The organism is Azospirillum agricola, assembly GCF_020005195.1.
Taxonomy (GTDB): domain Bacteria; phylum Pseudomonadota; class Alphaproteobacteria; order Azospirillales; family Azospirillaceae; genus Azospirillum; species Azospirillum agricola.
In genome coordinates this window covers 410,394-435,625 of sequence record NZ_JAIFZR010000008.1, presented here as the reverse complement: position 1 = coordinate 435,625, position 25,232 = coordinate 410,394, and the positions used below count along the sequence as shown (strand labels likewise).

Genomic DNA, 25,232 nt, shown 5'->3' with positions numbered 1-25,232 from the left:
GTGTCGAACTTGACAGGTCTTGAGCACTTCCGAGAAATGCATCGTCCGTGTATCGGGAGCATCGAGCCATGCGTCTGATCGGAGTTCTCTTCGGCTGCATTCTTGGGTTTGCCAACACCTTGGCTTCGTATCCGGCATCCGCACAGTCGCGCCCGAACAATGAAGCGTTCTCGAACGCGGTCGTGGCCGCTGGGCTTGTCCTCACGCGGAAGGCGTGCGCTTTGCTGGAGGTGCAGGAAACTGCGAACTGGGTTGAAGTGGACGGCAAGGGCGAATGCCTGCGCTTCTATGCTGCCGGGCTACGCTCCGCCCCGGGCCCCAACCCCGTTGTTGCTGCCTGGATGCACGGCGACATCATGGGCAGGAAGCCGAGCCAGATCGGGCATCAGGAGGGACTCAGCGTCACCGCGATGATTGAGCAGGAACGCGCGTTGTCTGAGCGTTTCGGTGTGCCTTTCATCTTCCTGGCCCGTCCAGGCGCCTATGGAAGCTCCGGCCGGTTTTGGGATCTCCGCCACACCCCTCGGGAAGCGGCGTTGATGAATGCTCACCTCGATGTGCTCAAGAGGCGCTACGGCATTGCCGAGTGGTCCCTTGGTGGACACAGCGCCGGAGGAACGTTGGTGGCCGAGTTCCTGGCGAGCCGCAGCGACCTGCGATGCGCCATTATCTCCTCTGGAGCATCTGCCTTTCGGGCTTATCTCGAAGCACACGGGGCCAAAGCCCGGCTGGCCAAGCCGGAGACATGGTTTGATCCTTACGACTTGCTTGATCGCATACCGAAGGACCAGAACCGGCGCATCTTCGTGATTGGTGATCCGCGTGAGACGAACGTGCTGTTCCGCACCCAGAAGCTCTATTTCGACGGACTTGCAAAGCGCAGCCACGCAGCGTGGCTCGTACCGCTGGAGCGTGCACCCGCACCGAGGTTCCACAATCTGGTTGACTTCGGTGAGACAGCCACCGGCCTATGTGCACAGGGCAAGGATACCGACAGCCTGCTGAATGAACTCGGAGCTATGCCGGACCAACCTGGGAGGATCAGCAACTGACGTTTTCCATCAGGCTCTTGCCCAAGCAAATCATAGACCGTCACCAGTGATCGACCCTCAAGCCGGTTTTCCGTTCCGTCGCTACTTGGCCGCCATCCCCCACCGAAACGGTCGGACTTGACATTTGCGCGGTTCAACCCGCGCGCCGCGCCATGCTATGCAGGGGGCATCGCGGCCCACCCGAACGAAACAGACCGCCGGACAGGAAGGATCGTCATGCCCGCCGCTTCGACCCGCCTCCACGCCTCCGCCTGCCCGCACGATTGCCCCTCCACCTGCGCGCTGGAGGTGGAGGTCGTTGGCGGCACGCGGATCGGACGACTGCGCGGGGCGGCGGACAACAGCTACACGGCGGGCGTCATCTGCGCGAAGGTCGCCCGCTACGCCGAGCGTATCCACCACCCCGACCGGCTGACCCGGCCGCTGCGCCGGACCGGCCCGAAGGGTTCCGGCCGATTCGAGCCGATCTCCTGGGACGATGCGCTCGACATCGTGGCGGAACGATTCCTGGAGGCCGAGCGCCGTTTCGGTTCCGAAACCGTTTGGCCCTACCATTATGCCGGCACGATGGGGCTGGTGCAGCGCGACGGCCTCAACCGGCTGCGCCACGCCAAGCGCTATTCGGGATTCTTTTCCACCATCTGCACCAACCCGGCCTGGTCGGGCCTGATCGCAGGAACCGGACGGCTGGCGGGTGCCGACCCACGCGAGATGGCGCGGTCCGATCTGGTGGTGATCTGGGGCACCAACGCGGTTTCGACCCAGGTCAATGTGATGACCCACGCCATCCGCGCCCGCAAGGAACGCGGGGCGAAGATCGCCGTCGTCGACGTCTACCGCACGCCGACCATGGAGCAGGCCGACCTGCCGCTGCTGATCCGGCCGGGCACCGACGGGGCGCTGGCCTGCGCGGTGATGCATGTGCTGTTCCGCGACAGGCTGGCCGACCGCGCCTACCTCGCCAGCCACGCCGACGATCCGGCCGGGCTGGAGGCCCATCTGGCGGGGCGGACCCCCGCTTGGGCCGAGGCGATCACCGGCCTGCCCGCCGCCGACATTGAGGATTTCGCCCGGCTGGTCGGACGGACGCCGCGTTCCTTCTTCCGCCTCGGCTACGGCTTCACCCGCTCGCGCAACGGGGCGGTCAACATGCACGCGGCCTCCTGCATCCCGGTGGTCAGCGGGGCCTGGCAGCACGAAGGCGGCGGCGCCTTCCACTCCAGCAGCGGTATCTACCGCTGGAACAAGACGCTGATCGAGGGGCTCGACCGCCGCGACCCCACCGTACGGATGCTCGACCAGTCGCGCATCGGCCCAATTCTGGAGGGCGACGCGGACGCGCTGGCCGGCGGTCCGCCGGTGACGGCGCTGCTGATCCAGAACACCAACCCGGTGACGGTGGCCCCCGACCAGACCCGCGTGCGGCGCGGGTTCGCTCGTGACGACCTGTTCGTCTGCGTCCACGAGCAGTTCATGACCGAGACGGCGCGGATGGCCGACATCGTGCTGCCGGCGACCATGTTCCTGGAGCATGACGACCTCTATCAGGCCGGCGGCAACCAGCACATCCTGTTCGGCCCCGCCCTGGTTCCCGCGCCCGGCGAATGCCGCTCCAACCACGCCGTCGTCGGGGCCCTCGCCACCCGGCTGGGCGCCGACGACCATCCCGGCTTCCGCATGAGCGAGCGCGACCTGATCGACGCCACCCTGCGGAACTCCGGCTGGGGCAGTCTGGAGGAGCTGGAACGGGCGCGCTTCCTGGATGTGCAGCCCGACTTCCGCACGGCGCATTACCTCGACGGCTTCGCCTGGCCGGACGGGCGCTTCCGCCTGAAGCCCGACTGGCCGTCGGTGCCCTACGCGGCCCCCTCGACCTTCGGGCCGGTGGCGGCGATGCCACGCTTTCCCGACCACTGGGCGGTGATCGAGGAAGCCGACGCCGAACATCCCTTCCGGCTGGTGACCGCCCCGGCCCGGCAGTTCCTCAACACCAGCTTCACCGAGACGCCGGGTTCGCAGGCGCGCGAAAAGCAGCCGTCGCTGCTGCTCCACCCGGAGGACGCAATGGCGTTGGCCATTGCGGAAGGCGACCGCGTCGAGGTGGCGAACCGTCGCGGCGCGGTCATCCTGCGCGCCCGCCTGTTCGACGGGGTGCGGCGCGGCGTGGTCATCGCCGAATCGATCTGGCCGAACGACGCCCATGAAGGAGGGCGCGGCATCAACAGCCTGACCGGGGCCGACGCGGTGGCCCCCTTCGGCGGCGCCGCGTTTCACGACAACCATGTCCGCGTGCGGGGTCTCGCCTTATGCGATGTCGCATGATCGGGGAGAGCCGGCCAGGGACTGCTCCGCATCGTCATGAAAGCTGGAACTATTGGCGTCCGTCCGACAGCCACATCGTTGAGCTGGGCACGGTGCGCGGTCTCGACGTGGCGTTGCCGGTCCATTTCCATGAAGAGGATCAAGTGACCTTCGTTCTGTCCGGGCGGCGCCGGTTCGTCATCGACGGCCAACTGTTCGCCGTCGCTCCCGGCCAGGGGATGCACATTCCCGCCCGAACGCCTCACCATTCGTTGTCGGAGCCGTCGGAAATTGTCTGCATCAACCTCTACACGCCGGCGGGAGCGTACGCGGCGCGCGACTTGATCTCGGACCTTGCCAGGCAATGGCGGAGGGTGGGACAGATCGGCTGGCCCGAACTCACGACGATCGCCGAGGATCACCGATGCGTCGCCGGGAACATTCCCGATCCGGCCGGCACACTCGCGGGCACCGACTTGCGGGAAACGGTGGAACAGGCGGCGCAGCGTGCCGGCATGAGCCGCGAGGGTTTTTCCCGGCGGTTCAGGAAACATCACGGCATGCCGCCGCACGCCTTCTGGCTGCTGGAGAAACTGAACGACGCGCGGCGGCTGCTCCGGAGGGGCGAACCGATCGCGGGTGTCGCCGCCGAAACCGGCTTTGCCGATCAAAGCCATCTCGGCCGCTGTTTCCGGCGCGTGTTCGGCGTCACTCCGGGGCGATACCGGGCAGGGTAGGTCACATCCGTTCCAGACCGCGGCGCTTCGGGCCTGCTACCCATTCGTCCCGGAGCGCCGCGTGGGAATCGACCCTATGCGGGACGCCCGCTCTTGACTGGAGAGTTCGGCATGACCGCTGCCTTGTCCGCATTTTCATACCTCCTGGTGGTCGGCGCCGGGATAAGCGTTGCTCTGCAACAGGTTCTGAACGCGAATCTGCGGGCGGAGCTTGGATCGCCCTGGTGGGCGGGTTTCGTCAGCTACCTCGTCGGCATGCTGGCGATGCTGGCGGTCGCGCTGATCGCCCCAGGCCCTCGGTTGCCGGACCCGTTCGCGGGCTCCACGTCGTGGGTGTCATGGAGCGGGGGGCTTTTCGGCGCGCTCTTCATCGGCACCGCGATCCTCATGGTCCCGCGCCTCGGCGCTGCGACGGTTCTCGCCTTGATCGTCGTCGGTCAAATGCTCGGCTCGCTCGTCTTCGATCATTTCGGCCTGTTCGGGCTGACTCAGCAGCCGATCAGCCCCGCCCGGCTGGCCGGTGCGACCCTACTCATCCTGGGCGTTGTCCTGGTGAGGGGCTGAACAACAGCGGAACGGAAAGGGGACCGTTGATGTTGCCATATACAATTAAAAGCTGATAAATTCTCGAACTCGGCTACATCACGGTTGCTCAACGCCAAGGTCAAGGCGTGGCCACCGAGTGCATCGGTGCGCTCGTTGACCATCTGTTCCAGAACGAAGGGTATCGTCAGCTCTTTGCTGAAATCGACGCGGAAAACGCGGCCTTTATCGTGAATGGCGCTCGGGCAAAGCACAGACATCCTGAAAGAGACATTGCGAGCAAGAGTGTTTTGTGCATCGCACAATGAATCACGACAGGCCCCGGTTGCCGGTCGGCGCAGCCATTGACGCGCCGCTGGGCGCGCCGCTGCTTCACCGCAGCATCAGCGCGAACACGCCCCAACCCAGATATTCGCGCGTGTAAGCGGCGTAGCGCTCGGGCTCCGAAGTCAATTTTGCCCGAACGTCGGCCGCGAACCCGTCGCCGGGGTTGGCTTCAAGCCAGCGGCGCATGGTAAGCCATTTGGCCGCCTCGTATCTGTCCCAACCATCCTGGTCAGCCAAAACCATTTCAACGACGTCGCAGCCAAGGCGGCCAAAAGACGCGAGAAGGTCTGGAAGCGTGTGAAAGTCGGAAATCGCGTTGGCAAGACACCCCTTGGCAACATCTTCCGTCGGCGGCAACCGCCGCCAATAGGGCTCGCCGATGAGGATGGTTCCTCCGGTGCGCAGGCTCCGCGCCAGAAGCTCGACGGTGCCGGCAATCCCACCGGCGATCCAGGTGGCACCGACACAAGCCGCCACGCTGACCTTCTCGTCGGAGACATATCCGGCGGCATCGCCATGGATGAACTCGACTTGATCGGCGACGCCGAGTTCCACGGCACGGAGTTTCGCGTGCTCGGTGAACAGCGGACTCATATCGATGCCGGTGCCGACGATGCCGTGATCATGTGCCCAGGTGCACAGCATCTCCCCCGAACCGCTGCCGAGATCGAGCACGCTGGCCCCCGATTCCAGACGCAACGCCGCACCGAGAGTGGCGAGCTTTTCGGGTGTGATCGGGTTGTGGATGCGGTGGGCACTTTCGGTGATGTTGAATATCCGGGGGATGTCCACTGTGGAAAATTTCCTTGTACGGATGTGAACAGTCCCGCGACGGCACGATCGTGCCGGCCCGGCGGGCCAGGACGATGGACGCGGTGACCGCGCGCGCATGCAGGATACCCGGAGGGTCCCACCCTAACAAGTTGTCCCTACGGTTGTGACATCTTGTCCGGATATATCCATGCGATACGGGCGCGTGATGATCCTCGGCGTCTCATTTGGATGGTTGGATGGTTTTCACATGACAACGTTCGTCGGTATATTTTACATAATCATTATTATGCGTCTTTAAGATGCAGGCGAGTGGATTCCATCCTGAAGTGCAACTCTTGTTTTAGAACAGGAGGTTAGGCTTCAGGAATGGTCATGGGCCGGCCCTACACACAGATCAGGCAGCCTCGTATATCCCCCACACCGTCCTCAGCGGTCCCGGCCGCACCACTGCTCGCGCGTCTGGCCCCAAATTTCGATCGGTTCCTTTTCGAAGGGAACCGGCAGCCGGCCCGCCCCTCGCAGAGTGGAACCCAGGCGCCGCGCGACCGCCTTCGACGGGTCGTTGTTCGGATCGATGGAGTGGATGACCTCCGTCCAGCCGAGTGCCGCAAAAGCCCAGTCGATGGTCGCCGTCGCTCCTTCCGTCGCATAGCCCTTGCCCCAGGCGTCGCGCGTCAAGCCCCAGCCGATTTCCGATCCCGGCCAGCCCTCCGGCATCCAGGGGCCGAGCCGCCCGACCCAGCGTCCGCTGGCTTTCTCGATGACCGAGAACATGCCGAAGCCCTGGATCGACCAGGATCCGGCCATGGTCAGGAGATCCCGCCACGCCTGCGGACGGGCCATCCCCCCGCCGATGAAGCGCGTCGCCTCCGCATCGCTTTTCCAGGCCGCCCAACCGTCGAAATCCTCCCGGCGCGGCGGGCGCAGGATCAGCCGGGCGGTCTCCAGAACCGGTTTGCTCATTGTCCCGCTCCTTTTCCATCGCCTCGTCCGGACCCGCGCGATCTTGCCTGGAAAATGGATGAACACAAAAAGCTTTCACCCAACCAGTACGGAAAGCGGCCAGACATTCCCCTTTCAGTCGATATGGCCTTTTGACAGAACGCGAACAATCGATATATTCATAAGAACATATCGTATGGCAGCCGCGGTGGGGGTGGAGAGTCGGCCTGTCACAGCGATGGAAAGAGATGCGGTCATCGAAGGGGGCAAGATGCGTAATTCCTGTTTGTATATCGCGTGTTCGGTCATGGCACTGGCCAGCGGTGGGGCGCTGGCGGCCGACGCCACCGTCAACGCGGCGGCCGGCGTCTTTACGCTGGGCCAGATCAACGTGTCGGCCCAGGCGGCCGGGCAGCCGATCGGCGGTTCCAGCCTGTCGGGGGAGGAGATGCGGGCCTTCAACAAGCCGACGCTCGACCAGGCGATGGATCTGATTCCCGGCGTGGTGTCGTCGGCGACCGGCGGGCAGCGCAACGAACGGCTGGTCTACATCCGTGGCTTCGACCGCTATCACATTCCTGTGATGATGGATGGCGTGCGCATCTATCTGCCCGCCGACAACCGGCTCGATTTCGGACGTTTCCTGACCCCCGACCTGTCGGAAATCCAGGTGTCGAAGGGTTACGCCTCGGTGCTGGACGGGCCGGGCGCCATGGGCGGAGCCATCAACCTCGTCACCCGCAAGCCGACCCGCGACGCCGAGGCGGAACTGCGCACCGGCCTGAGCTTCGACAACCAGGGGGCGCTGGCCGGCTACACCACCTACGGCATGGCCGGGACCCGGCAGGAGCGCTTCTACCTACAGGCCAGCGGCACCAAGACCGAGACCACCCACAGCCGCCTGTCGGAGAGCTTCAAGCCGGTGGCGTCGGAGAATGGCGGCAACCGCGACAACTCGCAGACCGCCGACTGGTCGATGAACCTGAAGGCCGGTTTCACGCCGAACGACACCAACGAATACTCCATCAACTTCCAGAAGCAGTCGGGCAAGAAGAGCGCCCCGCTGAACATCAACGACGCCGTCGCCAACCAGCGCTACTGGAGCTGGCCCTACTGGGACCTGCAGAGCGTCTACTGGCTGTCGAACACCAGGCTGGGCAGCGCGTCCTACGCCAAGACCAAGCTCTATTACAACACGTTCCAGAACGGGCTCTACTCCTTCGACGACCCGGCCCTGACGCGGCAGGCCACGTCGCGCTCCTTCCGCAGCTACTACGACGACAAGGCCTATGGCGGCAGCGTCGAGCTGGGCACCGACCTGATCCCGATGAACACCCTGAAGGGTGCCCTGCACTTCCGCCGCGACGACCACAAGGAATGGCAGCGGCTCTATCCCGGCAATTTCCTGGAGCCCAAGCAGCGCGACCTGGAGGACACTTGGTCGGTCGCGCTGGAGAACAGCTTCCACGCCACCGAGGCGCTGGACGTCGTGCTCGGCGTCAGCCACGACTGGCGCCGCCTGCACGAGGCGCAGGACTGGAACGGCACCGCCACCGGCGCGATGATCGACTACCGGCGCGCCGACAGCAACGCCACCAACGGCCAGGGCGCCGTGGTCTACCGCTTCTCGCAAACCGGCGAGGCGCACGCCAGCGTCTCCGCCCGCAGCCGCTTTCCCAGCATCTTCGAGCGCTTCAGCACCCGCTTCAACGGCGCCGCCTCCAACCCCGACCTGAGGCCGGAAAAGGCGATCAACTACGAGATCGGCGCCTCGGAACGCTTCGGCTCCACCCGCATCGAGGGCGCCCTGTTCCTCAGCCGCCTGCGCGACGTGATCGCCAACGCGCCGATCGTCGTCAACGGCCAGTCGACGACGCAGAGCCGCAACATGGCCTCCGGCCTCTACCGCGGCTTCGAGGTCGCCGCCACCACCGGCCTGACCCCGACGCTGGACGTCGGCGGCAACTACACGCTGACCATCCGCTCGCTGTCCGACCCCAGCATCCCGAACATGAAGGCGGTCGGCACGCCGAACCACAAGCTGTTCCTGCACGCCGACTGGCGCCCGACCGAACAGCTCAGCGTCGCTCCCAGCGTCGAGGCGGCGAGCGGCCGCTACAGCCAGAGCACCGCGGGCACCGTGTTCCTCGGCAACGGCGGCTATGTCCTGGCCAACCTCCAGGCCAGCTACGACCTGACCGCCAGCGCCCAGCTGTCGGCCGGCGTGCGGAACCTGTTCGACGCGAACTACTCGCTGGCCGACGGCTTCCCGGAGCCGGGGCGGACGATGTTCGTCACCGCGCGCTACAGCTTCTGATTCCGTCGGGCCGAAAAGGCGGCCGCCTCACGCCACGGCGTGCAGGCGGCCGTTCTCCAGCCGCAGGCTGCGGTCGGCCCAGCCGGACACCGGCAGCGAACCGTGGCTCGCCAGCAGGACGGCGGAACCGTCCCGGCGGGCGGCGGCGGCCAGCACCGCCAGCGCATGGGCGGCGCGCTGCGGGTCCAGCCCGCTCAGCGGCTCGTCGAGCAGGAACAGCCGGGGCCGTCCCGCCACCAGACCGGCCAGCGCCACGAGCTGGCGCTGAGGCTCTGCGGCGAGCGGTCGGCCAGGGACGTCAGGCCGAACTGCGCGATCGCCCGGTCGACCCGTTCGGCGCGGTCGGGCGGGCGCAGGCCGGCGCGGGTCAGGGCGAAGCCGATCTCCGTCCGCACCGTCTCCGCGAAGAAATGGCGCGGTGGATCCTGGGGCAGGAAGCCGACGCGGCCGGGCAGGTCGCGCGGGCTCGGGTTGCGCAGCTCGGTGACGGTGACCGTGCCGTCCTCCAACGGCTCCGCGCCGATCAGGCAACGCAGCAGCGTGCTCTTCCCCGCTCCGTTGACGCCGCTGAGATGAACCCGCCGCCCGGCCGGCACCGTCAGGGCAAGCCGGTCGAGCAGCGGCGTGCCATCGCTGCGCGGAATCCGCAGCCCCTCGGCGTGCAGCACCGGCGGTGCCGCCTGCGGCCGGGGGCCCTCCCCCACCGTCGTCGTGTCCTCGTCCGGGGTCGGCGGTTCGGCGCCATCCGGAGACGGCATGCGCAGATGGACGGCGGGCAGGCCGGTCAGCCGCTCCGGCCGGTGTTCGCTGACCAACAGGATTCGACCCATGGCGAGGCGTCGGCGGATGATGGAGCGCAGTGTCCGCACCCCGTCGGAATCCAGCAGGGCGAAGGGCTCGTCAAGCAGCAGCACCGCCGGATCGGTCGCCAGGGCGAAGGCGATGGCGAAGCGGTGGCGCTCGCCCATCGACAGGCTTTCGACCATACGGCCGGCGGCACCCTCCAGCCCGACCTCGCGCAAGGCGGCGGCGGCCCGCGCCCGGCTCTCCCCGGCCGGCAGGGAACGGCCGCGCAGGGCGGCCTCGACCGCCGCGCCGACGCAGCCGGACCGCAGGGGAACGTCGGGAAGCTGCGGCACGAAGGCGACCGGGCAGGCGGTCCCAAGCGGCACCGCGATGCCGCCATCGACCGCCGTCGGCCGTCCGTCATGCCCCGGCAGGCCGGCGAGCGCCCGCAGCACCGTGGTCTTGCCGGTGCCGGTCGGGCTGGTGATCAGGCCGCATTGCCCGGCGGTCAGATGGATGCGGCCCAACCGCAGCCATGGCGTTCCGTTGCCCAGTATGACGATGGGTGGCTTCATCGCTCGCTCTCCATGCCCCCATCCCCGGATGGCGGATACGCTATATCCGATAGAATATATTGGTGTTGCGCGACGCACAAGCCGCCGAACAGCGCGTCTCCGCCGGGCGCCTTGGATGCGGTTGTCCAATTCGTTTCCCGTGCCGGCGAAAGTCACCGACGCCGGCATAAGGTGGCGGATTCCAGCTTGAGGCCGAACGTGCGGGCGTCTGCGTGGGGCGCGAAGCCTGTCACTGCCTTCGCCGGCCAGCTTGGAAAACGGCGTCGAGCCAAAACCCCCACACGGTCTCCCGTCGATCGATTCACGACGCAGTGGAGGGTCGGGGGGCGCGCATAGGGCTCTACCCCATGAAAATTGCCCCATGGAAACGGCAGAACGCCCCGCGGAGGCACCGCGGGGCGTTCCCATCGGCTGGTCGCGGAGTGGTGTTACCTCGGCACGACGACTTGGCCGAGGAACGTGGCCACGTGGTCCTCGGGGCCAAAGCCATAACCTTGGAACACCGCCTTGGGCAGGGAGAACTCGCCCTTGCCGTTCAACTGGCCGCCGACGCTGTAATGGGCGCCTTCCACGAAAGCCGGTCGGTCACGGTCAACGTTGACCTTCACCGTGATCGCGCCGATGTTCACGGTGACCACGACCGCGGTCGCATTCGACACAATCGGAAGGCCGTCTTCGGAGGCCACATGAACGTCAACCGCGTTCGGAAGAGCAACGCCCACTTCATCGGTCATGGATTCACCCTTTTCACGTGTCTTGAAAACACATCGCCTTGATTAATAATCGTGCATTCGGCGGAAACCAGGAGTCAAATGGATTTTATTCAAAAATCTGCAATATAAAGATTGTTGGCATCGCCAAAGCACAACCTGACATTCCCTCGGCGCGCGTCTTCCGCTCCGCTCGAATCATAGGGAATCCAGGAAGGCCAGCAACGCCTTGCGGTTCAGGGAGGGCATCCGCCGCACTGCCTCGCGGGCCGTTTCCGCTTCACCGCCATGCCACAGGATGGCCTCCAGCGGCGAACGGGCACGGCCGTCATGCAGGTAGGTCGCGCGATCGGCAACCGCCGCTGTCAGGCCAAGCCCCCAGAGCGGCGGCGTCCGCCACTGCCGGCCGCTCGCCTGGAAGTCGGGCCGACCGTCCGCCAGTCCCTCGCCCATGTCGTGCAGCAGCAGGTCGGTGTAGGGATGGATGGTGCGGCCGGCGAACTGCGGCAGGGACGGCGACGGGCCGGTGCGCAGGGTCGGGGTGTGGCAGGCGGCGCAGCCGATGGCGGCGAACAGCCCCTCCCCCACCCGCACCAGCGGGTCGTCGGCGTCGCGCCGTTCCGGCACGGCGAGCGTGCGGGTGTAGAGCGTCACCAGATCGAGTTGCTCATCGTCCAGTTCCGGTCCGGCCCCAGCCACAGCGGCCAAGCAGGCGGTCTGCGCCGCCGTGCAGCCATGGCGGGGAAACAGCGTCGAGGTCAGGCCGAGATCGCCATCGAAGGCACCGGCGTTCTGCTGCCGCAGGCTCGGCTGGTTGGCCTTCAACCCGAAGCGGCCGAGCGCAAAGGCGCCGCGCACCGCGTCCCACACCAGATTGGCCCGCCCGCGCACCCCGTCGCCGTCGCGGTCGTCGGGATCGGCGAGCGCCAACAGGTCGCTCTCCGACACCGCCTCCAGCAGGCCAAGCCCAATGATCGGCGGCGCCATCCGCACCGAGGTCATCACCTCCGACCCCAGCGGCCCGTAGGCGAGGTCGCTCAGCCGAAGCTCCGGCCGGCGCAGGGCGACCGGGGTGCCGTCGGCCAGACGCTCGACACGCTCCGACCAGATCAGCGTCGCCCTGCCCTCGCCCGGCACGCCGGGGATACCATCGGGATTGAACTGGTCGCCATAGACCGGGTGCGGCGGCGGCGCGCCGCCCGGTTTGCCGCCGGGAACCGACAGGCGGACCAGGGTCGAGCGCAAGACATCGCCCTCCCCCTCCGGCGGTTCACCGCGCCCGTTCTTGACGTGACAGGCGATGCAGGATTGCCGGTTGGACAAGGGGCCGAGCCCGTCGAGGTCGGGCCGCACCTCCGACGAGCCGACCGTCCACACCTGTTGGAACAGCGAACGGCCGGCGTGGAAGGCGGTACGCTGCGCCGGGTCGAGCCCCGGCAGCGGCCGGGAAAAGGCGTCGCGTCCCTGGATCGGCACGGTGACCGCCTCATCGGCCCGCAAGGGCGCCGAGATGCCCAGCAGGGCGGCGGCGAGCAGGAAGGCGCGTCTCATCATGGCGTCGGCAGCGCCCGGCGGGCGAGGTCCAGCGCCTCGGCCCGGGCGGCGTCGATGCGGGCCGACCAATCCTTCTGCAAGGCAGCCCGTTCTTCCGGGTTGCGGTTGGAGCGGCGCTCCTGGAAGGTCGAAGCAAGGCGGTCGACGTCACCGCCGGCCACCGGCACGAAACCGGCCAGCGACCGCGCCCGGACCACCAGAACGGCGCGCTCCGGGTCGGGCTTTGCAGCCAGGGCGGCTTCGGCGGCGTGAATGGCGCCCCACAGGGCCTTGAGCCGGTCGTGACGCTCGGCGATCAGATTCTCGAACAGGGACGCGATCAGGCCATGGCGGCCCAACCCCGTCTCCATGTCGTAGGTGTAGGATTCGGCCCCGGTCCGCTGGAAGGGGTTGATCGTCCCGGCCGGCGCCTGGGCGTAGACATCGGGACGCACCGGGTAACGGCGAATGTCGGGGTGGAACAGCAGCGCCTGCCCCGGCGCCGACAGCACGAAATCGACGAAGGCGCGCGCCGCATCCGGGTGCGGGGCGGTCTTGGTGATCGCCACCTGGGCCGGCAGGAAGGCGGTGCGCGGCGGGTAAACCAGCGCCACCGGATGGCCGTTGGCGATGGCGCTGCGGGCGAAGAAATCCACCGTCACGGCGACGTCGGCCTCGCCGTTCACCACGCTCTCGCTGACCTGCCCGCCGCTGCCGATCAGCGTCGCGTCGGCGGCGGCCTCGCCAAGCAGCGCCCAGCCGGCCTCCCAGCCCTCGGCCTGCAACAGGATGTCGTAGAGCGCCCCGGAGAAACCCACCTGGCCGGCGACCGGCAGCGCCAGCCGCCCCCTCCAGCGCGTCGCCACCAGATCGCGCCACGTCGCCGGTTGCGGCAGCCCGTCGCGGGCCAGCGCCGCCGGGTTGACGATCAGCCCGTAACCGGCCACCTCGAACGCCTCGAAGAAGCCCTGGCGGTCGGAAACGAACTGCCCATCGACGACGCCCGGCAGGACGGCGCGGTCCACCGCCAGCGGGCGGAAGGCGCCGGCGTCGCGCATCCGTGGAAAGCTGCCGAGCGACGGCGTCCAATAGACGTCGACGCCGCCCTGGTCGGGCTTGGCCAGTTCCACCGCGGCGTCGCGCGACGGCTTCCAGAGGATTTGCAGGTCGGTGCCGGGGTTGGCGCGCTCGAAGGCCTGTTCGTAGCGCTGGACCAGCTCGTCCGGGTAGCTGGTCATCACCACCACGCGATCCTCAAGCGCCCAGCCCGTCCCGGAGCCCAACATCAGGACGGAACCGAGCAAGGGAGCGGCGATTCGGCGGGAGATCGGGCGCATGGCGGGTGTTCTGTCCCTTGTTGTATCCAGTAAGATATAGCGAAAACCCTACACCCGTTATTCCCTTATGGCAACAGCGGTAACGCCGTGATCGGCACTATTGCAGCATCGCCCGCAGACGCGGCGTCGTGAAATCGAGGAAGGCTCGCACCCGGCGGGGCGCGCGGTCGCGACCGATGTGGATGGCGTGGATCTCCTCGCTGTCGACCATGGCGTCGTCGAGCACCGTCACCAGACGTCCGGCGGCGATGTCGTCGCGGACGTGGAACTCGGCCAACCGCGCCAGCCCCAGCCCGAGCAGCGCCAGATGGCGCACCGTCTCGCCGTTGTTGGCCTCGATCCGGCCATGCACCTCGCGATCGACCAGCCGGCCACCCGACTTCAGCGGCCAGACCGCCGCCGCCCGGCGGAAGTTGAAGCCGAGGCAGTCATGCATCTCCAGGTCGGTGGCGGCCCGTGGCGCTCCCTTGCGCGCCAGATAATCGGGAGACGCCACGATCCGTCGCCGCACGTCGCCGAGCCGGATCGCCAGCAGCGTCGAATCCGGCAGGCGCCCGGCGCGGAACGCGACATCCACATGGGCGGCGTGCAGGTCGACCACCTCGTCGGTCAGCGTCAGGTCGAGCCGGATGTCGGGATAGGCGGCCATGAAGTCCGGCAGCAGCGGCAGCACGCAATGCCGTCCGAACGGCACCGAGACGTTGACGCGGATCGTCCCGGTCGGGCTGCGGGCACCGCCGACGATCTCCGCGTCGAAGGCGTCCAGCTCGCCCAACAGGATCTCGGCCTTCTCGCGGTACAGCTCCCCCTCGTCGGTCAGGCGCAGCCGGCGGGTCGAACGCTCGATCAGCCGCACGCCGAGCCGCGCCTCGATCCGCGCGATCAACTTGGCCGTCGCCGAGGGGGTCATGCCGATCTCCGCCCCGGCGGCGCTGAAGCTGCCGAGCGCCGCCACCCGCAGGAAGACCCGCATTTCCCAGGCGCGCGGATCGCTCATGCCACCACCTTGTCCCGCATTTTGTCATTCAATGACGGAATGATACGAACAGATGGGCTATTCCGTAAACCCGGTTCCCAAGGCATCTGAAGGGCCAATCCTTCACCGGAACGCTGGAGTTCCCCCATGCCTCTCGCCTTGCTGGCCCTGGCCATCAGCGCCTACGCCATCGGAACCACCGAGTTCGTCATCGTCGGCCTGCTGCCCACCGTGGCCGCCGACCTCTCCATCAGCCTGCCGCTGGCCGGCCTGATCGTCAGCGTCTACGCGCTCGGCGTTACGATCGGCGCCCCGGTGCTGACCGCGCTGACCGGGCGGCTGCGGCGCAAGCCGCTGCTGCTCGGGCTGATGGGCCTGTTCGTCGCCGGCAACCTGCTGGCCGGCGTCAGCCCCAACTACGAGACCCTGCTGGTCGCCCGCGTGCTCAGCGCCTTCGCGCACGGCGTCTTCTTCTCGGTCGGCGCCACCATCGCCGCCGATCTGGTGCCGGCCGACAAGCGGGCCTCGGCCATCGCCATGATGTTCTCCGGCCTGACCATCGCCATCGTCACCGGCGTGCCGATGGGCACCTGGATCGGCCAGCATTTCGGCTGGCGCGCCACCTTCCTGGCGGTCTCGCTGCTCGGCGTGATCGGCGGGCTGGGCGTCGCCGCGCTGGTGCCGGGCCGGCTCAGCCAGCCGCCAGCCGCCGGGCTGGCCGACCAGTTCCGCGTGCTGGGCAAGCCGCGCCTGCTGCTGGCCTTCGCCATCACCGCGCTCGGCTATGGCGGCACCTTCGTCGCCTTCACCTTCCTGGCGCCGATCCTGGAAACCATCACCGGCTTCTCCAGCGCCACCGTCAGCCTCGTGCTGGTGCTTTACGGCGCCGCCATCGCGGTCGGCAACCTCGTCGGCGGCAAGCTGGCCAACCACAGGCCGGTGCGGGCGCTGGCCTGGCTGTTCGCCTTGCAGGCCGCCGTGCTGTTCGTCTTCACGTTCACCGCCGACGCCAGGATCCCGGCGCTGGTCACGCTGGCCGGCATGGGGGCGCTGGCCTTCGCCAACGTGCCCGGCCTCCAGCTCTACGTCGTGCAGCTGGCGCAGCGCCACGCGCCGGGTGCGGTGGACGTCGCCTCGGCCCTCAACATCGCGGCCTTCAACCTGGGCATCGCCGCCGGCGCCTTCTTCGGCGGGCGGGTCGTGGACTCGTCTTTGGGGCTCGGCGCCACACCTTGGGTGGGCGGGCTGTTCGTCCTCGGCGGGCTCGGGCTGACCCTGCTCAGCGGGGCGCTCGACCGCCGCGAAGCCCGCCGCGCTGCTCCTGTCCTGCAACCGGCCTGACACAATCATCCAATCTTCAGGGCAATCTTCAGGGAGTTCTTCATGCACACCGTGACCGCCAACGGCGCGACCATCCCGGCGCTCGGCTTCGGCACCTTCCGCGTCGACAAGGCGGACGTGCTGCGGATGGTTCCGCAGGTCCTCAGAATCGGCTACCGCCACATCGACACCGCCCAGATTTACGGCAACGAGGCCGAGGTCGGCGAGGCCATCGCCGGTTCCGCCGTGCCGCGCGGCGACATCTTCCTGACCACCAAGGTCTGGGTCGACAAGTACCGGCACGACGATTTCCTGCGCTCGGTCGACGAGAGCCTCGCCCGGCTGCGCACCGACTACATCGACCTTCTGCTGCTGCATTGGCCGAACGAGGCGGTGCCGCTGGCCGAGCAGATCGGCGCGCTGAACGCGGTGCGCGCCGCCGGCAAGGTCCGCCACATCGGCGTCAGCAACTTCAGCACGGCGCTGATGGCCGAGGCGATCCGCCTCAGCGACGCGCCGCTCGTCACCAACCAGGTCGAGTACCACCCCTATCTCGACCAGGGCGCCGTGCTGGCCGCCGCCCGCGAGGCCGGCCTGTCGGTGACCGCCTATTACGCGATGGCCGACGGCAAGGTGCTGGCCGATCCGGTGCTCGCCGGCATCGGCGCCCGCCACGGCAAGAGCGTGGCGCAGGTGGTGCTGCGCTGGCTGGTTCAGCAGGAGGGCGTCGTCGCCCTGTCCAAGACCGTCGGCGAGGCCCGTGCCGCCGAGAATTTCGCCATTTTCGACTTCGAATTGTCACCGGAGGAGATGGCGGCGATCCACGGCCTCGCCGACCCGAAGGGCCGCATCGTCAGTCCGGCGGGGCTGGCTCCGGTTTGGGATTGAGCTCCCCCCTTCCGTCATGACCGGGCTTGTCCCACTGGTGTCCGGCAAGGTTTTTGCCTGGCGCTTGAAAGTCGTCGGCCACTCGCATTTCGCGGGTTTCGTTGGCCGGCATCTGTTCTTTTCCGTCATGCCCGGCTTTATGCCGGGCATCCACGGCCGCAAATCATCATGGATAAGGTTGCACGTGGATGACCGGGACAAGCCCGGTCATGACGTGTCGGATGCGGAACTGCTCTAAGTCAATGCCGGTTCACGAACGATGGCGCATCCTGGACGCGGCATTCGAGCCCTCACCCGCTTGGGTCCGCTCTCAACCGGAAGGTCACGATCATGGACACGCTGTTGACGGAATCGGTCGTCGCATCGCTGGCCGGAGCCTCCGCCGCCAATCCCTGGCGGGGCTTCGCCACCGGTGCGTGGCGGCATGAGGTCAACGTCCGCGACTTCATCCTGCGCAACGTCCTCCCCTACGAAGGCGACGGCGGCTTCCTGGCCGGCGCCACTCCCCGCACCAGGGCCCTGTGGGACAAGGTCGCCGAGCTGCTCAAGGCGGAGCGCGCCGCCAAGGGCGGCGTGCTCGACACCGACACCGAGCGCGTCTCCTCCATCACCGCGCACGCGCCGGGCTACATCGACCGCGAGCTGGAAATCATCCACGGCCTGCAAACCGATGCCCCGCTGAAGCGGGCCATCATGCCGTTCGGCGGCTGGCGCACGGTCAAGAGCGGGCTGGAGGCTTACGGCTTCACCCCCTCGCCGACGCTGGAGGCGGTGTTCCCCGCCCTGCGCAAGACCCACAACGACGGCGTCTTCGACGTCTACACCGACGAGATGCTGCGCTGCCGCAAGTCGGGCGTCATCACCGGCCTGCCGGATTCCTACGGGCGCGGCCGCATCATCGGCGACTACCGTCGGCTGGCGCTCTACGGCGCCGCCGCGCTGATCGCCGACAAGACCGCGCAGCTGGAGAGCCTCGCCCTCGACCGGATCGACGAGCACACCCTGCGACTGCGCGAGGAGCTGGCCGAACAGCTCCGCGCCTTGCAGGAGCTGGTCGCCATGGCCGCCTCCTACGGCTTCGACGTCACCCGCCCGGCCGCCGACGCCCGCGAAGCGGTGCAGTGGACCTACCTCGCCTATCTGGCGGCGGTGAAGGAGGCCAACGGGGCCGCCATGTCGCTCGGCCGCGTCTCCAGCTTCCTCGACGTCTACATCGAGCGCGATATCAGGGACGGCGCGCTGACCGAAGCGCAAGCGCAGGAGCTGATCGACCAGTTCGTCATCAAGCTGCGCATGGTCCGCTTCCTGCGCACGCCGGAGTACGACCAGCTCTTCTCCGGCGACCCGACCTGGGTGACCGAATGCCTGGGCGGCATGGCGCTGGACGGCCGCACGCTGGTGACGAGGACCAGCTTCCGCACGCTGAACACGCTGAACAATCTCGGCCCGGCGCCGGAGCCGAACCTGACCGTGCTGTGGTCGGAACGGCTGCCCGAGGGCTTCAAGCGCTTCTGCGCCGAGACCTCGATCAAGACCTGCTCGGTGCAGTACGAGAACGACGACCTGATGCGCGATTACTGGGGAGACGATTACGGCATCGCCTGCTGCGTCTCGGCCATGCGCATCGGCAAGCAGATGCAGTTCTTCGGCGCCCGCGCCAACCTCGCCAAGACGCTGCTCTACGCCATCAACGGCGGGCGCGACGAGATCTCCGGCGAGCAGGTCGGCCCGGCCTTCGCCCCGGTCACCGGCGACGTGCTCGACTACGACGATGTGGTGGCGCGGCTGCTGCCGATGATGGAGTGGCTGGCCAAGGCCTACATGAACACGCTGAACGCCATCCACTACATGCACGACAAGTACATGTACGAGCGGCTGGAGATGGCGCTGCACGACCGCGACGTGCTGCGCACCATGGCCTGCGGCATCGCCGGCCTGAGCGTGGTGGCCGACAGCCTGTCGGCGATCAAACACGCCACCGTGCGGGTCGAGCGCGACGACCGCGGCCTCGCCACCGACTTCACGGTCGAGGGCGAGTATCCGGCCTTCGGCAACAACGACCACCGCGTCGACGATATCGCCGTCTGGCTGGTCGAAAGCTTCATGAACGCGTTGCGCAAGCAGAAGGCCTACCGCGACGCGGTGCCGACCCAGTCGGTGCTGACCATCACGTCCAACGTCGTCTACGGCAAGAAGACCGGCAACACGCCGGACGGGCGCAAGGCCGGCCAGCCCTTCGCCCCCGGCGCCAACCCGATGCACGGGCGCGACCGCAAGGGCGCCATCGCCTCGATGGCCTCGGTCGCCAAGCTGCCCTACGCCCACGCGCAGGACGGCATCAGCTACACCTTCACCATCGTGCCCGGCGCGCTCGGGCCGACGGAAGGCGAGCGGGTCGCCAATCTGGTCGGCATGCTCGACGGCTACATGGCCCAGGGCGGCCACCACATGAACGTCAACGTCTTCGACCGCGACACGCTGCTGCACGCCATGGACCATCCGGAGCTGTACCCGCAGCTCACCATCCGGGTGTCGGGCTACGCGGTGAACTTCATCAAGCTGACGCGCGAGCAGCAGCTCGACGTCATCAGCCGCACCTTCCATGACAAGCATTAGCCCATGACCGGCATCGCCATCCCAACGGCAAGGGCGGCGGCCTCCCCGCCGCCGGTGTCGGGCTGGGTCCATTCGGTCGAGACCGGCGGCACGGTGGACGGTCCGGGGATCCGCTACGTGCTGTTCCTCGCCGGCTGCCCGCTGCGCTGCCTCTACTGCCACAACCCCGACACCCAGCACATGCATGACGGCACGCGCACCGACGCGGCCGACGTTCTGGCCGACATCGAGGCAACCGCCGGTTTCCTGCGCCACGGCCATGGCGGGGTGACGCTGAGCGGCGGCGAGCCGCTGGTGCAGCCGGAGTTCTGCGCGGCGATCCTGCGCGGCTGCAAGGCGATGGGTCTGCACACCGCGCTCGACACCTCCGGCTTCCTCGGCAACCACGCCGACGACTATCTGCTGGCCGACGTCGATCTGGTGCTGCTGGACATCAAGGCGTTCAAGGAAAGCACCTACCGGGAGCTGACCGGCGCCCCGCTGCGCCCGACGCTGGAGTTCGCGGAGCGGCTGGCACTGATGCGCAAGCCGGTGTGGCTGCGCTATGTGCTGGTCCCCGGCCTCACCGACGACCTCGGCCAGATCGCCGGCCTCGCCGAGTTCGCCGCCGGGCTGGGCAACGTCGAGCGCGTCGACGTGCTGCCCTTCCACAAGATGGGCGAGCACAAATGGCAGGCGCTCGGCCGGCCCTACACGCTGGCGCGCACCCAGCCGCCCGACCAGGCCCTGACCGCGCAGGTCCGCGCCCTGTTCCGCGACGCCGGGCTGAACGTGCCGTAGGAAGGACCGGGTTCATGCTTGTCATCTTCGCGGGGCTGCCCGGAACCGGAAAGAGCACCATCGCCCAGCCGGTGGCGGCCCGTCTCGCAGCGGTCTATCTGCGCATCGATTCCATCGAACAGGCAATCCGGTCGTCCGGCATCCTGCCGCCGGACGCGGACATCGGACCGGCCGGCTACATGACGGCCTACCGGGTCGCGGCCGACAATCTGCGCCTGGGCCGGTCCGTCGTCGTGGACTCGGTCAACCCGCTCAAGATCACGCGGGACGCCTATCGCGCCGTCGCGGTTACGGCCGGTGCCGGAGTCATCGAGGTCGAAACAGTCTGCTCCGACCTTGAAATCCACCGCCGACGGGTGGAAACCCGGCCTCCCGATGTCGAAGGTCTGGCCTTGCCGAGCTGGGAACAGGTTGCAGCGCGCGCCTATGAACGCTGGGACCGTCCATGCCTGCGGCTCGACACCGCACAGCTGCCGGTTGCACGAAGCGTTGAGTTGATATTGGACGCCGTGTCGTCCGCCGATCCGCGGAGATCCTGACGTCTCAAGGGAGCGTGGCTTTCCTCATCCACGCCGGGCCAGCCCGCCCTTCAGCTTCAGCACGTAGGTGATGACCTCGGCCACCGCCTGATAGTGCTGGAGCGGAATGGTCGCGTCGACCTCCGCCGTCGCGTGCAGCGCGCGGGCCAACGGCGGATTCTCGACGATCGGCACGCCGTGCTCCTGCGCCAGGGCACGGATGCGCAGCGCGATCAGGTCGGCGCCCTTGGCGAGGCAGACCGGTGCCGCCATCCGCCCGCGGTCATACTCCAGCGCCACCGCGAAGTGGGTCGGGTTGGTGATGACCACGGTGGCGCGAGGCACATTCGCCATCATCCGGGTCTTGGAGCGCGAGCGCCGGATCTCCTTCAGCTTGGCCTTGAGATGGGGGTCGCCCTCGACCTGCTTGTGCTCGTCCTTGATGTCCTGGAAGCTCATGCGCAGGCGCTTGCGCCACTCCAGCCGGTTCCACAGCACATCGACGACCGCCATCAGCACGGTCGCCAGCAGGACCGCCAGCAGCAGCCGCAGGGTCACGTCCCGCAAAAGCACGGGCAAACCGGCGACGTCCATGCCCACAGTATCCTCCGTCCATGCGATGTAGGGCGCCAGCGTGTGCCACGCGGCGGCGGCGATGATGATCAGCTTGATCAGACTCTTGAGAAACTCGACCAGGGCCTGCCGCGAGATGATCCGCTTCAGCCCGGCCGCCGGCGACAGATGCGAGATTTTCGGCCGGATGCGTTCGGTGGTGAACAGGAACTTGCCCTGGCCCAGCGCCGACACCACCACGCCCGCCGCCAGAATGCCCAGCACCGGCAGCAGCGCCGCCCCGGTGCCGAGGATCAGCCAATGCAGCCCGTGCAGCACGTCGAAGGCGGTGCCGTCGAGCCGGAAGTCGTCCGGATTCTCGATCAGCGGCAGCAGCAGCATCGACAGCTTCGACGCCGCACCCGGCGCCGCCATCAGCACGATCATCCAGGCCGCCACCATCGCCGACAGCAGGCCGATGTCGCGGGCGCGGGGAACGTCGCCCTTCTCCTCCGCCTCGCGCAGCCGTTTCTCGGTGGGTTCCTCGGTCTTCTGGGAATCGTCCTCGTCCGCCATCGCCCAGCCCTCACGATCCCGACAGCCAACCGCCGAGCGCGGCGACGAAACCGGTCAGCATGGCCCCGGCGGTCATCATGAACAGCCCCAGCCCAGCCACCAGCAGGATCGGCGTGCCGACGAAGAAGACCGGCATCGCCGGCATCACCCGGTTGACCAGGCCCAGAGCCAGATTGAACACCAGCCCGTAGAGGATGAAGGGCGCCGCCAGCCCCACCGCCAGCCGGAAGGTCGTGGCGATGAGCTGTGAAAAGCGCCCGGCCAGCATCCCAATGTCGGGAAACTCGCCGACCGGCCAGGAGCCGTAGGAGCGGGCGAGCGCCCCGATCATCAGGTAATGGACGTCCGAGGCGAACATCAGCGCCAGCCCGCCGATCAGCAGCACGCCCGACAGCACCGACCCGCCCTCGAAGCCGGCGGCGTCGAGCGAGAAGGGGTTGCTGAGCCCGATTGCCTGCGCGGCAACGCCGCCGGTGGTTTGCAGCGCCGCCATGAACAGCTTGGCCCCCAGCCCGAGATAGGCGCCGACCAGCATCTCCCCGGCGAAGGCGTGCAGCATCTCGGTCGGCTCGGCCGGCGTGCGGTCGGGCAGCCCCTCGACGCTCGGCAGCAGCACCAGCGTGACGATCAGCGCGACGGCGGCACGCACCCGCATCGGCACGGCGACCTCGCCGAAACCGGGCAGGAAACCGACGGCCGCCGCCACCCGCACCAGCACGAGGAAGCCGCGGTAGATTTCGAGCGTCAGCAGGTTGGTCAGAGGATCCATGGTTCTGCCGCCTTCGCGCCCTCCCCCTCTCCCCCCCGGGGAGAGGGGATGACTGGGAGGGAGGAGGTGCAAAGCGCTCGTCCATCGCCCCTCACACCTGATCGATGGTCTTGAGCGACGCCTTGCGGTGCAGCTCGGCGTGGCTCAGCACCGGGGTCATCGGGCTGACACGCTCCAGCAGCGAGCGCACGAAGGGCCGCACCTCGGCGCCGACCAGCAGCGCCGGCCAGACCTGCGGGGTGGCGTGCTTCTGGATCTTCAGCCGCACCGCCGTCAGGAACTCCTGCACCTGGCTCGGCGGCATGACGAAGCGGCGGTCCTCGCCCTCCACCACGATGTTCTCCAGCAACGCCTGCTCCCAACGCGGCGTCAGCGCGATCACCGGAACGAAGCCGTCCGGCCCGGCCAGCCCCTGGCAGATCTGCTGGCCCAGCCGCATCCGCACATGCTCGGTGATCAGCGTGATGTGGCGGGTCCAGCCGACCGCCTCGGCGATCGCCTCGACGATGGTCGGCAGGTTGCGGATCGACACCCGCTCGGCCAGCAGCGCCTGGAGCACCCGTTGCAGCACCACCAGCGAGATCTGGCTCGGCACCATGTCGTTGATCAGCTTCTGGTACTCGCGCCCCAGCCCCTCGATCAGCTTCTGCAAGGCCGCGAAGGTCATCAGCATCGGCAGATGGTCCTTGATGACCTCGGTCAGGTGGGTGGTGATGACGCTTTCCGGATCGACCACCGTGTAGCCCTTGGCCGCCGCCTCCTCGTGGCGGGCCGGGTCGATCCATTTGGCGTGCAGGCCGAAGGTCGGCTCGCGCGTCGATTCCCCGGCGATGTCCGGCACCTCGCCCCCGGTCGGGTCGATGGCGAGCAGATGCTTGGGCCGCACCTCGCCCTTGGCGGCCTCGACCCCCATCACGCTGATGACGTAGCTCTTGGGCGCCAGGAAGCTGCTGTCCTTGATGCGCACCGAGGGCAGGATGAAGCCGAACTCGGTGGCGAAGCGCTTGCGCAGCGTCTTCACCTTGCTGGTCAGCGGGCCGTTCTTGTTGAGGATCAGCGGCACCAGATGGTTGCCGACCTCGACCTTGACGTCGTCGACCTTCAGCATCTCCTCGACCGGCTCTTCGGGAGGGGCGATGGGCGGCTTGCGGCTCTCCTCCAGCTTGGCCAGCGCGGCGGCGCGCGCCCGGCGGCGCGGCATGTACCAGCCGAGCGCCGCGAAGGCGGCGCCGATGGCGAGGAACGGGGCGACCGGCAGCCCCGGCATCAGCGCCAGCGCGCCGAGCAGGCCGGAGGCGACCATCAGCGCTTTGGGATAGGCGCCGAGCTGGTCGATCACCGCCTTGTCGGCCGAACCGATGTTGCCGCCCTTGGTGACCAGCAAGCCGGCGGCGAGCGAAACGATCAGCGCCGGGATCTGGGTGGCGAGACCGTCGCCCACCGTCAGGGTGGTGTAGACCCCGGCGGCGTGCTCGAAGCTCATCCCCTTCTGGGCCATGCCGATGGCCATGCCGCCCAGCACGTTGATGACGGTGATGATCAGGCCGGCCACCGCGTCGCCGCGCACGAACTTCGAGGCGCCGTCCATGGCGCCGTAGAAGGTGCTCTCGTCCTCCAGCTCCTTGCGGCGGCGGCGCGCCTCGGTGTCGTCGATCATGCCGGCCGAGAGGTCGGCGTCGATCGCCATCTGCTTGCCGGGGATGGCGTCGAGCGTGAAGCGCGCGCCGACCTCGGCGATGCGGGTGGCGCCCTTGGTGATGACCACGAAGTTGATGATCACCAGGATGCAGAAGATCACCACACCGATGACGAAGTTGCCGCCCATCACGAACTGGCTGAAGCCCTGGATCACATGGCCGGCCGCGCCATGGCCGTTGTGCCCCTCGCTGAGGATCAGCCGGGTGGACGCGATGTTCAGCGCCAGCCGCATCATGGTGACGACCAGCAGCACCGTCGGGAAGGACGAGAAGTCGAGCGGACGCGGAATCCACAGCGACACCATCAGGATCAGCACGCTGATCGAGAAGGACAGCGCCAGCCCGAGATCGAGGAACCAGGAGGGCACCGGCAGGAACAGCACCGCCAGCACCAGCAGGATGCCGACCGCGAACAGCACGTCGCGGTTCGCCAGCCCGATGTCGCCGAGGATCCCGAACCGGCTGCGGACGTGATCGGTTAAGGTCATGGTGTTCCGAAGCTTGCGAAAGGGGGCGCGGCGGTGGAAGGCACGGCGGGAGGCGGATGGGCGAAGCGTAGACAGGCCCGGTAAAACCCGGATTTAAGACCGGGCGTCGGAAGCTTCG

Annotated in this window: 23 protein-coding genes; 12 read left to right on the top strand and 11 right to left on the bottom strand. The window is 67.7% G+C overall.

Features of this window, described 5'->3' with window-relative positions; all coding sequences use genetic code 11:
- The first annotated feature begins 68 nt into the window (after nucleotides 1-68).
- From JN22_RS34340 to JN22_RS35445, 5 genes are all read left to right on the top strand, one after another.
- On the top strand, nucleotides 69-1,052 hold the full coding sequence (locus JN22_RS34340) for an alpha/beta fold hydrolase (protein ID WP_179166357.1): 984 nt from the start codon (nucleotides 69-71) through the stop codon (nucleotides 1,050-1,052).
- Nucleotides 1,053-1,268: 216 nt separating this feature from the next.
- Nucleotides 1,269-3,374 carry a molybdopterin-containing oxidoreductase family protein gene (locus JN22_RS34335; protein ID WP_085558360.1) on the top strand — a complete coding sequence of 702 codons (2,106 nt, stop codon included), beginning with the start codon at nucleotides 1,269-1,271 and terminating at the stop codon, nucleotides 3,372-3,374.
- Nucleotides 3,371-4,090, top strand: coding sequence for an AraC family transcriptional regulator (locus tag JN22_RS34330; protein WP_223678039.1), 720 nt, complete (start codon nucleotides 3,371-3,373; stop codon nucleotides 4,088-4,090). The genes JN22_RS34335 and JN22_RS34330 overlap by 4 nt, the downstream gene beginning before the upstream one ends.
- A gap of 111 nt (nucleotides 4,091-4,201) precedes the next feature.
- Nucleotides 4,202-4,654: a DMT family transporter gene (locus tag JN22_RS34325; RefSeq protein ID WP_085558358.1), complete on the top strand. Its 453-nt coding sequence runs from the start codon at nucleotides 4,202-4,204 to the stop codon at nucleotides 4,652-4,654.
- Between the two features lie 59 nt (nucleotides 4,655-4,713).
- Nucleotides 4,714-4,941 carry a GNAT family N-acetyltransferase gene (locus tag JN22_RS35445; protein ID WP_085558357.1) on the top strand — a complete coding sequence of 76 codons (228 nt, stop codon included), beginning with the start codon at nucleotides 4,714-4,716 and terminating at the stop codon, nucleotides 4,939-4,941.
- 64 nt (nucleotides 4,942-5,005) lie between these two features.
- On the opposite strand, the gene JN22_RS34315 is transcribed toward JN22_RS35445, so the two are convergent.
- Together JN22_RS34315 and JN22_RS34310 are read right to left on the bottom strand one after the other, a co-directional pair.
- Nucleotides 5,006-5,752: an SAM-dependent methyltransferase gene (locus JN22_RS34315; protein ID WP_085558356.1), complete on the bottom strand. Its 747-nt coding sequence runs from the start codon at nucleotides 5,750-5,752 to the stop codon at nucleotides 5,006-5,008.
- 408 nt (nucleotides 5,753-6,160) lie between these two features.
- A complete protein-coding gene (locus JN22_RS34310) occupies nucleotides 6,161-6,697 on the bottom strand; it encodes a GNAT family N-acetyltransferase (protein WP_085558355.1) in 537 nt (178 codons plus the stop codon).
- A 286-nt stretch (nucleotides 6,698-6,983) separates the two neighbouring features.
- Between JN22_RS34310 and JN22_RS34305 the strand changes: the two genes are divergently transcribed.
- Nucleotides 6,984-8,993, top strand: a complete 2,010-nt coding sequence (locus tag JN22_RS34305; protein WP_085558354.1) for a TonB-dependent receptor plug domain-containing protein — start codon at nucleotides 6,984-6,986, stop codon at nucleotides 8,991-8,993.
- 27 nt (nucleotides 8,994-9,020) lie between these two features.
- On the opposite strand, the gene JN22_RS34300 is transcribed toward JN22_RS34305, so the two are convergent.
- The 6 genes from JN22_RS34300 to JN22_RS34275 form a co-directional block, all read right to left on the bottom strand.
- Nucleotides 9,021-9,230: a P-loop NTPase family protein gene (locus JN22_RS34300; protein ID WP_143269049.1), complete on the bottom strand. Its 210-nt coding sequence runs from the start codon at nucleotides 9,228-9,230 to the stop codon at nucleotides 9,021-9,023.
- Nucleotides 9,188-10,354, bottom strand: a complete 1,167-nt coding sequence (locus JN22_RS34295; RefSeq protein ID WP_179166356.1) for an ATP-binding cassette domain-containing protein — start codon at nucleotides 10,352-10,354, stop codon at nucleotides 9,188-9,190. Before JN22_RS34295 ends, JN22_RS34300 begins: the two co-directional genes overlap by 43 nt.
- A 428-nt stretch (nucleotides 10,355-10,782) precedes the next feature.
- Nucleotides 10,783-11,088: a hypothetical protein gene (locus tag JN22_RS34290; RefSeq protein ID WP_085558351.1), complete on the bottom strand. Its 306-nt coding sequence runs from the start codon at nucleotides 11,086-11,088 to the stop codon at nucleotides 10,783-10,785.
- A 174-nt stretch (nucleotides 11,089-11,262) separates the two neighbouring features.
- A complete protein-coding gene (locus JN22_RS34285) occupies nucleotides 11,263-12,618 on the bottom strand; it encodes a di-heme oxidoreductase family protein (protein WP_211099750.1) in 1,356 nt (451 codons plus the stop codon).
- Nucleotides 12,615-13,934: an ABC transporter substrate-binding protein gene (locus tag JN22_RS34280; protein ID WP_085558349.1), complete on the bottom strand. Its 1,320-nt coding sequence runs from the start codon at nucleotides 13,932-13,934 to the stop codon at nucleotides 12,615-12,617. Before JN22_RS34280 ends, JN22_RS34285 begins: the two co-directional genes overlap by 4 nt.
- A gap of 97 nt (nucleotides 13,935-14,031) precedes the next feature.
- Nucleotides 14,032-14,931, bottom strand: a complete 900-nt coding sequence (locus JN22_RS34275; protein ID WP_085558348.1) for a LysR substrate-binding domain-containing protein — start codon at nucleotides 14,929-14,931, stop codon at nucleotides 14,032-14,034.
- 126 nt (nucleotides 14,932-15,057) lie between these two features.
- Here JN22_RS34275 and JN22_RS34270 point away from each other — a divergent pair, with 126 nt between their 5' ends.
- The 6 genes from JN22_RS34270 to JN22_RS34245 all read left to right on the top strand — a co-directional run bounded on the left by JN22_RS34270 (nucleotide 15,058) and on the right by JN22_RS34245 (nucleotide 21,053).
- Nucleotides 15,058-16,251, top strand: coding sequence for an MFS transporter (locus JN22_RS34270; RefSeq protein WP_085558347.1), 1,194 nt, complete (start codon nucleotides 15,058-15,060; stop codon nucleotides 16,249-16,251).
- A gap of 42 nt (nucleotides 16,252-16,293) precedes the next feature.
- Complete coding sequence (locus JN22_RS34265; RefSeq protein ID WP_085558346.1) at nucleotides 16,294-17,118, top strand: aldo/keto reductase; 825 nt, start codon at nucleotides 16,294-16,296, stop codon at nucleotides 17,116-17,118.
- Between the two features lie 16 nt (nucleotides 17,119-17,134).
- Entirely contained in the window at nucleotides 17,135-17,356 is a 222-nt protein-coding gene (locus tag JN22_RS34260; RefSeq protein WP_143269048.1) for a hypothetical protein, read from the top strand.
- Between the two features lie 92 nt (nucleotides 17,357-17,448).
- Nucleotides 17,449-19,734, top strand: a complete 2,286-nt coding sequence (pflB, locus tag JN22_RS34255; RefSeq protein ID WP_085558345.1) for a formate C-acetyltransferase — start codon at nucleotides 17,449-17,451, stop codon at nucleotides 19,732-19,734.
- Between the two features lie 3 nt (nucleotides 19,735-19,737).
- On the top strand, nucleotides 19,738-20,514 hold the full coding sequence (gene pflA / locus JN22_RS34250) for a pyruvate formate-lyase-activating protein (RefSeq protein ID WP_085558344.1): 777 nt from the start codon (nucleotides 19,738-19,740) through the stop codon (nucleotides 20,512-20,514).
- A 14-nt stretch (nucleotides 20,515-20,528) separates the two neighbouring features.
- Nucleotides 20,529-21,053, top strand: a complete 525-nt coding sequence (locus JN22_RS34245) for an AAA family ATPase (RefSeq protein ID WP_085558343.1) — start codon at nucleotides 20,529-20,531, stop codon at nucleotides 21,051-21,053.
- Between the two features lie 24 nt (nucleotides 21,054-21,077).
- Here JN22_RS34245 and flhB read toward each other — a convergent pair whose 3' ends face one another.
- The 3 genes from flhB to flhA all read right to left on the bottom strand — a co-directional run bounded on the left by flhB (nucleotide 21,078) and on the right by flhA (nucleotide 25,114).
- Nucleotides 21,078-22,160 (bottom strand): flagellar biosynthesis protein FlhB, encoded by a 1,083-nt coding sequence (gene flhB, locus JN22_RS34240; RefSeq protein ID WP_085558342.1) that lies wholly within the window; start codon nucleotides 22,158-22,160, stop codon nucleotides 21,078-21,080.
- 10 nt (nucleotides 22,161-22,170) lie between these two features.
- Nucleotides 22,171-22,929 carry a flagellar biosynthetic protein FliR gene (locus tag JN22_RS34235; RefSeq protein WP_085558341.1) on the bottom strand — a complete coding sequence of 253 codons (759 nt, stop codon included), beginning with the start codon at nucleotides 22,927-22,929 and terminating at the stop codon, nucleotides 22,171-22,173.
- A 91-nt stretch (nucleotides 22,930-23,020) separates the two neighbouring features.
- A complete protein-coding gene (gene flhA, locus JN22_RS34230) occupies nucleotides 23,021-25,114 on the bottom strand; it encodes a flagellar biosynthesis protein FlhA (protein WP_085558340.1) in 2,094 nt (697 codons plus the stop codon).
- Nucleotides 25,115-25,232: the final 118 nt, after the last annotated feature.

Excerpts from the sequence above, each read along its gene's own strand:
- JN22_RS34280 (WP_085558349.1), bottom strand. The coding sequence starts at position 13,934 with ATGCGCCCGATCTCCCGCCGAATCGCCGCTCCCTTGCTCGGTTCCGTC.
- JN22_RS34270 (WP_085558347.1), top strand. The coding sequence starts at position 15,058 with ATGCCTCTCGCCTTGCTGGCCCTGGCCATCAGCGCCTACGCCATCGGA.
- JN22_RS34340 (WP_179166357.1), top strand. The coding sequence starts at position 69 with ATGCGTCTGATCGGAGTTCTCTTCGGCTGCATTCTTGGGTTTGCCAAC.
- JN22_RS34285 (WP_211099750.1), bottom strand. The coding sequence starts at position 12,618 with ATGATGAGACGCGCCTTCCTGCTCGCCGCCGCCCTGCTGGGCATCTCG.
- JN22_RS34330 (WP_223678039.1), top strand. The coding sequence starts at position 3,371 with ATGATCGGGGAGAGCCGGCCAGGGACTGCTCCGCATCGTCATGAAAGC.
- pflB (WP_085558345.1), top strand. The coding sequence starts at position 17,449 with ATGGACACGCTGTTGACGGAATCGGTCGTCGCATCGCTGGCCGGAGCC.
- JN22_RS34245 (WP_085558343.1), top strand. The coding sequence starts at position 20,529 with ATGCTTGTCATCTTCGCGGGGCTGCCCGGAACCGGAAAGAGCACCATC.
- JN22_RS34290 (WP_085558351.1), bottom strand. The coding sequence starts at position 11,088 with ATGACCGATGAAGTGGGCGTTGCTCTTCCGAACGCGGTTGACGTTCAT.
- JN22_RS34325 (WP_085558358.1), top strand. The coding sequence starts at position 4,202 with ATGACCGCTGCCTTGTCCGCATTTTCATACCTCCTGGTGGTCGGCGCC.
- JN22_RS34275 (WP_085558348.1), bottom strand. The coding sequence starts at position 14,931 with ATGAGCGATCCGCGCGCCTGGGAAATGCGGGTCTTCCTGCGGGTGGCG.
- JN22_RS34265 (WP_085558346.1), top strand. The coding sequence starts at position 16,294 with ATGCACACCGTGACCGCCAACGGCGCGACCATCCCGGCGCTCGGCTTC.
- flhA (WP_085558340.1), bottom strand. The coding sequence starts at position 25,114 with ATGACCTTAACCGATCACGTCCGCAGCCGGTTCGGGATCCTCGGCGAC.
- flhB (WP_085558342.1), bottom strand. The coding sequence starts at position 22,160 with ATGGCGGACGAGGACGATTCCCAGAAGACCGAGGAACCCACCGAGAAA.
- JN22_RS34335 (WP_085558360.1), top strand. The coding sequence starts at position 1,269 with ATGCCCGCCGCTTCGACCCGCCTCCACGCCTCCGCCTGCCCGCACGAT.
- JN22_RS34295 (WP_179166356.1), bottom strand. The coding sequence starts at position 10,354 with ATGAAGCCACCCATCGTCATACTGGGCAACGGAACGCCATGGCTGCGG.
- JN22_RS34305 (WP_085558354.1), top strand. The coding sequence starts at position 6,984 with ATGGCACTGGCCAGCGGTGGGGCGCTGGCGGCCGACGCCACCGTCAAC.
- JN22_RS34260 (WP_143269048.1), top strand. The coding sequence starts at position 17,135 with ATGACCGGGCTTGTCCCACTGGTGTCCGGCAAGGTTTTTGCCTGGCGC.
- pflA (WP_085558344.1), top strand. The coding sequence starts at position 19,738 with ATGACCGGCATCGCCATCCCAACGGCAAGGGCGGCGGCCTCCCCGCCG.
- JN22_RS34235 (WP_085558341.1), bottom strand. The coding sequence starts at position 22,929 with ATGGATCCTCTGACCAACCTGCTGACGCTCGAAATCTACCGCGGCTTC.
- JN22_RS34310 (WP_085558355.1), bottom strand. The coding sequence starts at position 6,697 with ATGAGCAAACCGGTTCTGGAGACCGCCCGGCTGATCCTGCGCCCGCCG.